The sequence below is a fragment of the Aquimarina sp. RZ0 genome, from assembly GCF_008370685.1.
GTDB lineage: Bacteria > Bacteroidota > Bacteroidia > Flavobacteriales > Flavobacteriaceae > Aquimarina.
Window position 1 is genome coordinate 69,874 of the sequence record NZ_VTZU01000031.1, and the last position, 9,740, is coordinate 79,613.

Here is a 9,740-nt window from a genome sequence, read left to right on the forward strand (position 1 = left end):
ATGATAACACAGCAAAAACATATCATCAATAAACAGATTTTAGAAATTCACCTGCCTTCGACTGTAGATGCTTTTGCTGTGCAGCAAGAACTGAGTGCGCTGTGTCGGCATCAGTTAAGAACGGTTATGGACCGCATATTTGGTAATACTGCTCATAATACGGCAGATCAACCGTTTCAGATTGATCGACTTACATTAGATTTAGGGCAGGTATCTTTGGATAATTTTGAAACTGTTTTTGAGGAAGAATTGCAAGAAAAACTCCAAGAAGCACTTACTGTATATCAGCAATCTGATGCCGTACTACAAAAAAACACAGTCAATCAACCCAAAGAAAAAACACCACTTAGAGCCGTAGCACATTACCTGAAAACCGGAATATTACCTTGGTGGGCAAAGGACACAACCAAAGCATATGTTCTGGAGCAATTAGAAGAATTGCTGCAAAAACCGAACACCAGTTTCATCACCTTGCTAAAACAATTGAGATGGAATACCCAGCAGCTAGAACGTTTTGTCAATACAAGTACAGAAGCGCAACTGCTTCAATCCCTCCAACTGATTTCGGATATTCCGGCACAAGAAATAGTACCTGCTTTAGAAAATTTTCAGCAGAGAATTCATAAGAAATACAGCATCACATCACAGAAGATAGAGGCTACGTTTTGGAAAACAGCGTTTCAGAAGTTTGACATGTATAAAGATGTCAAGTTCTTCGAACAAGAATGTTTTCAAGGTACGTTGGCAGCACTCGGAATAGATCATAAAAGAAGTAGCAAAAAACATCAAGCACAGGATGTCTATGAGATCAAATCTTTAGTAGCTAGCTATAAAATTACCCAAGCTAAGAATACTATATGGCAAGAATTTTTTAGACAACTATCCACTATCATAAACAACCCTTTTTTGGATCAGTTGCCTACTAAGATGTTGAAAAAATGGGTGCAACTACTAAAAGATATAGGTAACATACAAGAGCAAACGGTAGATGCCAATAGTGTATTAAGACCCTTGGCAATCTATCTCCAGGGAGTGCATAAAGAACTGCAGGAGATAGCGTCAAAACCCACATTAATGGAGATAGAACAATTGTCATCTCCTTTTGAGGATACGGATTTTATATCCATACAAAATGCAGGATTGGTACTCTTTTGGCCATTTTTAGAACGCTTTTTTGAGAATTTGGAGTTGATCAAAGATAAAACCTTTATCAATGAAACCGCTCGCCATACTGCTATATGTGCCTTGCAGTATCTGTGTGAAGGAGATGACCAGGAACTGTTTGAAGGAGCACTACCATTAAACAAATTGTTATGTGGTGTCGCTATAGAAGAAGTCATACCGCGAATCACACTATCGGATGAAGAAACAGTAATTGCAGAAGGACTGCTAACCGCTGCGATAGGACAAGGCCCACATTGGAAAAACCTATCGATAGAAGGATTTAGAACCTCCTATCTATGTCGTCCCGGATCTTTACGTACCCGAGATGGTCATTGGTTATTACAGGTGCAACGAGAAACTCATGATGTTACGTTAGAAAAATTGCCTTGGGGTTTTCATACGGTAAAGCTCCCCTGGATGCAAGACATTATTGTAGTGGAGTGGTTGTGAGGTTTAGGGTGTTGGGTTTCAGTTTTCAGGTATCAGGGTTTGAGGTATTGGATGAATGAAATATAGAAGCACGATCGTCTGGTAGTGATTTTTATGAAGCGTAACGGAATAAAAATAGTATCGAGACCTTTTTAAAGTAGGTAGCATTGATCGCATCTCGATACAATTTTATCAAACGCTATCGCTTATGATAAAATCACTCGATGTGACGTGTCAAAAAAGATGGATTTTATTGCGTCTGGTCGAGGCTTCCTAAAGCCTTGATGATAGGAAAGGCTATAGAAATGTATCGAGATCCAATAGAAATAACCTTTTTGCTTCCGTCGTCCTGAGCGGAGTCGAAGGGTAGACAATACAAAAAGAAATAACAATACTATGAAAAAACAAATGGTCATCGCTGAAAAAAATGGTATAAAGAAGTCAACTGATAAACTTATCAGTGATCATAATGCAGAGGTAATAGCAAACGAACTAGCTTGGCTAGGCATCGTGCTTCAAACCCGTTTGGAATTGCATTTTAACCAAGAAACGCCTTATCAATCCATACAAGAATTAACACCTCCGGATATAACAGATAAAGAAGGAGTCTATGCAGCATTTATACAAAAACACAAACTCAATTTTGCAGAACGACTGCTATTGATTCTGGCATTGGTTCCTCATATCCAACCAGCAATTTTGGATATTCTACTCACTAAAAACAAGGACTATGACCGCCGTTATAGCGAATTTGGCGGACTGTTGTTGGAAGGACATTTGGGATTGGTTCCTACTGCAGAAACTGCGATGTTTTTAATAGCAGGAGATGATTTACAGAAACGCTTGCAATATCATACGCTCATTAGCCAAGACTTTGTCGCGATACGAAAAGGCATCATTAGCTTACCCAGAACCAAAGGGAATAGTCCGATATTAAGTAGTATCTGGATGATCGCTAATGAATATGTAGAATATCTATTAACAGGAAAACCTTATCAAGCAAAATATAGCCCTGATTTCCCTGCGCAACATATTTATACGAAGCTATCGTGGGAGGATCTCATCGTCTCTAGGTCCGCAGTACATAGCTTGCAGGAAATCAGGGATTGGGTTATCTATGGACACACGGTTTTAGAAGCGTTAGAACTGGGTAAACGACTAAAACCGGGCTATAAAAGTTTGTTTTACGGACCACCGGGAACCGGTAAGAGTATGGCGGCGGTATTGTTAGGAAAAAGTACAGGTAAACAAGTCTATAAAATCGATCTAAGTATGACCGTCTCTAAATACATTGGTGAAACAGAGAAAAACTTGGCTAAAGTATTTGATCAGGCACAACAACACGATTGGATTTTATTTTTTGACGAAGCCGATTCTCTTTTTGGACAGCGCACGCAAGTAAGTAGCGCCAATGATCGCTATGGAAATCAGGAGATCGGATATTTATTACAGCGAATCGAGGATTTCCCCGGGGTGGTGATCCTGGCAAGTAACTTAAAAGATAATATAGACGACGCCTTTACCAGAAGGTTCCAATCGATGATCGAATTTACCATGCCGGGAGTAGAAGAACGCTATCAATTATGGAAGCAATCCTTTGCTAAGAAATTACCACTAGATAAAAATACAGATCTATGGCATATCGCCGAAAACTATGAAATCTCTGGAGGATTGATGATGAATATAGTACGAAAATGTACCCTGCAAGCCGTAACGAACAAAGAAAAAACCATCACCCAACAAAGTCTGGAAACTGCAATACGACAGGAGTTACAGAAAGAAGGAGTGATTTTAAGTTAAAAAAAAACATCAATGGTAGTGTTCCTGGAACCTAGACGATAGGTAAGGTTTTAGGAATGTATCGAGACCCAATAGAAGTAGCAATTATAAAAGCATCTCGATACAATTTTATCAAACGCTATCACTAATGATAAAATCATTCGATGAGACGCCAGTTCATACTAATGAAAGAAAATACTATAGAAACCGTCGATTCGAGTGTTTCGACAGAGGAGAAACGTATCGAGAATAGATTTTTATTGAACCGAAGTAGATAGTAGAATCAAAACACAATACTATGAAAACACAAACAGAAAACACCCAAGAATCTCAAAACTCGATTGCCCCGAGAGTTACTAGTGAACCTAGTGACGGAGGTACGGCCCAACTAAAGGATAACCGTACCTCTTCTTTGGATCAAAGAAAATTAAGATCGGGAATAGATGGTTCTAATAATGGTAAGAATCCGATCCAACAAAAAACTAGTCCTGAGCGTAGTCGAAGGAACAATACAGGCCTACCCGATACCCTAAAATCAGGTATTGAAAACCTATCTGGCTATAGTATGGATGATGTAAAAGTACATTACAACTCTAGCAAGCCAGTCCAATTACAGGCCCTTGCCTATGCTCAGGGAACAGATATCCATATCGCACCTGGACAGGAAAAACACTTATCGCACGAAGCCTGGCATGTAGTACAACAAAAACAAGGACGAGTAAAACCTACCAGACAACTAAAAAGCAAAGTGAGCATTAATGATGATGCCGGGTTAGAAAGAGAAGCAGATGTGATGGGGGCTAAAGCAATAAATATGAAAACATTGCAATTAAAAGAGTCGCTTTCAGATAAACCCGAAAATTATACTAATAAAAAAATAAAGAGAAAATCATCTAGTGAAGTTCAACAACTAAAAACTAATAAAGAATTAGTTCTTGAAACCGTACATGATACTGAATTGTTAGAGAATGAGTTAGATAATTCTCATAGTGATTATGGATTAACAAAAGAAGAACAATTAAAAATAAGAGAATATTATTATGGAAACATTAAAGCAAAAGGCAAAATTATAACAATCCATGATTTATTTAATCGTATTCGATCCATTAGAACACGTAATGAAACAATAGATAAAGTCATAGAATCATTATCAGAAGCAGCCAATAACGTAGTGCCTCATGGTAGATATACAAGGTTTTATCGTTCTGACAATAGACCACCAAAAACGATTAATAAAGATAAAGGTTTTTTTGCAAGATTTCCACGATCTTTAAGATATTGCAAGGAATTGGCTTTTAAAATAAATCAAATGGGAGATAACGATTTTGATAGTTTTTGTCGCGGTTGGGTAGGAAGTACTCAGAATGAAAAAGAAGATCAAATTCCAATGCGATCATTTGCATATTCTGGTGGGCATAAGGGTAAATATGAATATGGTGTAGAATTGACTCTTCATGAAACTAATAGAATATTACATGACGCACACGAAATAGAAAATTCGGTAATTTTAGGTGTAAAAGTAGCTCCTGATGAAGTCGCATTTATAACAGGGATACCAAAGTCATTTATTTCTATTTATAAAAAAGGAGGAGCTAACGAGAGTTGGGAAACGATGCCGTCATAGTTAATAGCTAGCGCAGATTTGTAGTTCACCTCTGCTTTCCTTTGAAAATTTAAGCATTTTTATGGAATAGCTAAGTAAAGGCGAAGTTTGCAACTTCGTATTGACAACGGTGAGAGGTAATGGTTAGAAGTTGAAAATAGAAAAATAAGAGTATGATAATTATTCCCACGAGTTTATAACTAATAGTAACGAGATAGTATTTTTTTAGGGGTTAAAAACCCCGCTCCCGCTAGTTTGTAACTAGTGCCGTCAACAGCAAGAAGAAAAGAGTTCGAGTTGTATAGCCTTACTATAATACGTGTAGAATTAAAACAAAAATGAGTTAAGAAAAATGAAACCACAAACCGATAAAACACAAGAACCACAAAAAGAAATCGTACAACGCGTACAACAAGAACACAGTTCTGGTGGTGAAGCTACTATTACTGACAATCGACCTGCTATAGCCGTACAGCGTAAACTAAGGTCAGGAATAGATAGTTCCGACAATACCAAAACACCTATACAGCGAAAAGCAAACAAAACAGGCCTCCCCGACAACCTAAAATCAGGTATCGAAAATCTCTCTGGTTATAGTATGGATGACGTAAAGGTACATTATAACTCAAGCAAACCAGCTCAATTACAAGCCCATGCCTATGCTCAGGGAACAGATATTCATTTGGCACCAGGGCAACAAAAACACTTACCTCATGAGGCCTGGCACGTGGTACAGCAAAAACAAGGACGGGTAAAGCCAACTCGACAATTAAAAAGCAAAGTAAATATTAATGATGATGCTGGGTTGGAGAAGGAAGCGGATGTGATGGGAGGAAGGGCTATGAATGGAGTAGAAATGTTACAAAGAAAAGAGTTGTTAAACAGAAAGGTTAATGGACAAGAAATAGCGCAAAGAGAGCCTGATCCAGAAGAAGAAGCTAAGAAAAAAGAAGAGGCTAAGAAAGAAAAAGAAAAAAACGCAGCAATACTTATCCAAAAATATATTAAAGGTCGTGTGGTAAAAAAGTACGCTACAAAAGATGATTTAAGAAGAGAAGCGGTATCTAAAGAGCTTGAAGATAAGTTTGGGAAAGGATGGGAGAATATTAATTTCACAACAAATTCTGAAGTGGATATTATTGATTTTTTTAGTGATTTCCATAATATATACGATGACATGGTTTCAAGACTACCTAGATATAAAGATTTAGATAGAAAGGCAAAAGAAAATCTTGAAAAAATAGTTTCAAAATATGAAGGATATGAAAACTTAGATTCAATGGGAAAAGAAAAATTAAAGAAAGGGAAGCATTTACTAGAAAACCACAAAAAAGTAGATGAAGTTATACATTCAGGTAAAAAAGCACCAAAAAAAATATCGGTACCTGAAGGCACTCTATACTACAAATTAGTAACAGAGAGCGATAAGGAAGAATTTGATTTTAAGAATAACCCATCAGCATATTATATGACACAAAAACAATTCAATGAATTAAGGACTGAAGATGTAAATGTAGAAGAAAAAATGGGATTACCAGGACCTAGTGTGGCAAAAAAATATTTTGTGTTCAGGATTAAGTCATTAACAAGATATAACACCGTATATGAATCTGAGGTAGCAGAAGCGGTTACATCGCACAAGCTTGACAAAACAGTTAATTTTACAGCAGAAGGCGGTGGAAAGCAGATAATTATTCTTGACAATTGGGATCGCAAAAAATGGGAAAAGAGTGCAAAGCCTATTGCTAAATTTTATAAAGAGTAATACGAAACGAGATCGGCCAGATATACCCCTCTTCGAAGTTTGTAACTTCGAAGTCATTATAATACTGATTGGTGCGATTTCTATGATCTTAGTTTGTAACTACTGCACTTTTAATAAAACTAGAGTTATCAAGTAACTAAGTGGTTTTGTTGATATGGGCTGACATGGTTTTTACTCGATAATCGAGATTTAAATGCTCCGAGGCTTGTCTCGAAATCAAAATGTTTTTTTCAATAAATGCCTCGTATTCTTGCCCCGAGGTAGTTTACTGCGAAGTTGCAAACTTCGCAAAGCCAATCTCAACAATTTTAGTCTTAGGATAACCCCATCCCAGTTAGAGGAATACCCCTTACCAGAGCAGTTCGAAGCGTTGTTTTAATGCTTCGAACAATTACGGTACTACTTCTAAGGGTTAGATTGTGGGTTGCCACCCCATAAACAAGCAATGCTATGGGTTTATTTGATGTTTATTTGGGTTACCGGAACGCCTTGATGGCTTATTATATGGGTGATCAAGCGTTAAATAACTGCTTCGAAATAGTTTCCCAAGGCCTAAAAAGAGTATACTAAGGGGTTAGTAGTAGTATGTTAATCCATATATTGGGTTTGCTAAGGGCTTAAGGGTTTATAAAAAGGGGCAACACCCTTTACAGTAAGGGCTTTAGGTGTTAAATAACTGGTTCAGAGTATCAAAGTGATGCTTCTAAGTAATATTAAAAGGGTTTGAGCCTTAACAAAAAGGGTGTGACCCAATACAAAATGGGTCGGAAGGCCTAAATTAAAAGGCAATAGGGATTACATTAAGGGGCTAGCGTCCATAAACTGCTAGTGCGAGGTGCTTTTGCAGGAATGGTATCATCATGTGGGCTTCTGTAGCTGTCCTTCTCTTAAGTTTTATAATAGAAAAACTGCCAGCGATAAATATGGATACTGTGCTTCCTGCATACACCTTTTGGTTAGAATGGATTGCTAGATATGCATTTGTCGTCGCCTGGCTGGTAAAAGGAAGAATCGATAAGGATATACAAAATGATATAAAAAAATGACTGTTCCAGAAGCATAATCAGCACTGTTGGGTTTCCAGGGGTGAGTTCGATGTAAGAAAATTTACAGGTCACACTGAGCTTATCGAAGTGAAATTGAAAACAAAATGTTGTTGGTCTTGGACAGGCTCAGACTGATAATCTAAAACTTTAATGGAACTAAATTGTAGAATACTGTTACAATATTGATTCTTGAATATAAGAAGAAGTGTCGCAAAATTCCCTTTATTTGGCGATTTTGATATAGTCTGTAGATAGTTCTCTTAATATCTTTGATATCATTACAATTATAGATTAAATAAGTTATGAAGGCAACAAGTATAGCAAATCACGAGAAAACATTTTTTGAAACAGGAATAGACACAGCCAAAAAAGAATTTGTGTTAACAAAGATGACCGTGCCTATAAAAGGTACAAATCAAGTCATGCCCTATGTAAGTTGTATCCCCAAAAATGGTGATACTTCATTTTATGAGCCTGAGAGAAACACAAAAACACAGATCGTACTGCATTATACGGCTGGTTATATAAAGGGTGATGTTGCGGCGTTATCAAAACCTAATGAAAGAGTGTCTACTCCATTTATTATTGCCAGAAATGGTACGATACTGAACTTGTGGTCCTCTGCTTATTGGTCGTATCATTTGGGTTCGGGAGCCGTAGGAGGAAACACTAATGGTGCCAAGAGAACTATAGCGATAGAACTTTCTAATATTGGATTTTTGAAAAGAATTGGAGACCAACTGGTTACTGTATATAGCGATACCGATGTATACTGCCATATTAGTGAAACTCGATTCTATACCAAGTTAGCTATACCGTATCGAGGGGGACAATACTATGCCAGATATACTGCCAGACAATATAAAAGTTTAATTGTACTACTTCGGTATTTAACTGCAGAATACAATATACCTGCAGCATTTTTGCCAGAGGATAAACGATATGATATAGTGGCAGAAAATGAGTTGGTCAATTTTAAAGGGATCACCTCTCACGTAAATTATAGATCTTCTGGTAAATGGGATATAGGGCCAGCCTTTGATTGGGAAAAAGTTATCGAAGGACTTTTATAAATTAAAAAAATCGAGTCGGAAAATTACTATAATGTGTCGCATTTGTAATAGTCCGAGACCTATTTCAACATATATATTTACGATTCAATATGACAGACCAACAATATTAAATATGATTACACATGAAAAAATTGGTTACACAAACAGTACTAGTTTTTATACTGGCTTTTATAAGCGGTTGTGCAAGTTATGGTTCAAAAAATAATAGTCTTGCAATAGTTTTGTCAAGTACACAACATGCCTTGACTAGTCTTGGAGAAAAAATAGTTACACAGAGAGATAAGGAACATTCCAGTGCATATGATATTCTAGAAAAAAAACGATCAGAATTATTTCCATTATTAGAAAAGTGTAATGAGAAATATGCACTTTCTCCAGTATATATGGCCATATTAAACGAGGTAGAGAAAACAATACATCTTATGAACAAGGAGTTCAATACCACTTAGGGTAAAGCATTTGTCTTAAAATGCTATTCATAAAACTATGATGCCAAATTACAAACGATTAAGAATACAGCAGCAAATAATGCTACTACAAAAATTAAAATAGAGAGTGTAAATATAACCTTGTCTGAATACTAAATTTTTAATTTACACATTATTCAGATAAGATGACAAATACAGAACAACAAGAACTAGAGAAGAAAGCTCTTGAACAATTTATGAGCGGCAAGAGTTTATTTGGCAAAGATGGCGCATTTGCACCTATGTTAAAGAGTTTTATAGAAAAAGCTTTAGAAGCAGAGATGGACTCTCATTTAAGCGATAGTGAGCGATCAAAAGGTAATAAGCGTAATGGCAAATCTAGAAAGACGATAAAGAGTAATGAAGGGACTTTTGAATTAGAAGTCCCTACAGATCGCCAGAGCAGTTTTGAGC

The 9,740-nt window shown here is 36.7% G+C and carries 8 protein-coding genes; all 8 read left to right on the forward strand.

The features are described 5' to 3' along the window. Positions 1 to 1,614 (forward strand): contractile injection system tape measure protein, encoded by a 1,614-nt coding sequence (locus F0000_RS13270; RefSeq protein ID WP_149625209.1) that lies wholly within the window; start codon positions 1 to 3, stop codon positions 1,612 to 1,614. A gap of 375 nt (positions 1,615 to 1,989) precedes the next feature. Further along, positions 1,990 to 3,393, forward strand: a complete 1,404-nt coding sequence (locus F0000_RS13275) for an ATP-binding protein (protein ID WP_149625210.1) — start codon at positions 1,990 to 1,992, stop codon at positions 3,391 to 3,393. A gap of 277 nt (positions 3,394 to 3,670) precedes the next feature. Further along, positions 3,671 to 4,996, forward strand: a complete 1,326-nt coding sequence (locus tag F0000_RS13280; RefSeq protein ID WP_149625211.1) for a DUF4157 domain-containing protein — start codon at positions 3,671 to 3,673, stop codon at positions 4,994 to 4,996. Positions 4,997 to 5,327: 331 nt separating this feature from the next. Further along, entirely contained in the window at positions 5,328 to 6,740 is a 1,413-nt protein-coding gene (locus tag F0000_RS28120; protein WP_223148901.1) for a DUF4157 domain-containing protein, read from the forward strand. Between the two features lie 923 nt (positions 6,741 to 7,663). Then, positions 7,664 to 7,786 (forward strand): hypothetical protein, encoded by a 123-nt coding sequence (locus F0000_RS28275; RefSeq protein WP_255452729.1) that lies wholly within the window; start codon positions 7,664 to 7,666, stop codon positions 7,784 to 7,786. 302 nt (positions 7,787 to 8,088) lie between these two features. After that, positions 8,089 to 8,859: an N-acetylmuramoyl-L-alanine amidase gene (locus tag F0000_RS13290; protein ID WP_149625212.1), complete on the forward strand. Its 771-nt coding sequence runs from the start codon at positions 8,089 to 8,091 to the stop codon at positions 8,857 to 8,859. Positions 8,860 to 8,981: 122 nt separating this feature from the next. Next, positions 8,982 to 9,308: a hypothetical protein gene (locus F0000_RS13295; RefSeq protein ID WP_149625213.1), complete on the forward strand. Its 327-nt coding sequence runs from the start codon at positions 8,982 to 8,984 to the stop codon at positions 9,306 to 9,308. Between the two features lie 164 nt (positions 9,309 to 9,472). Next, a partial coding sequence (locus tag F0000_RS13300) for a transposase (protein ID WP_188112121.1) occupies positions 9,473 to 9,740 on the forward strand: 268 nt, incomplete at its 3' end.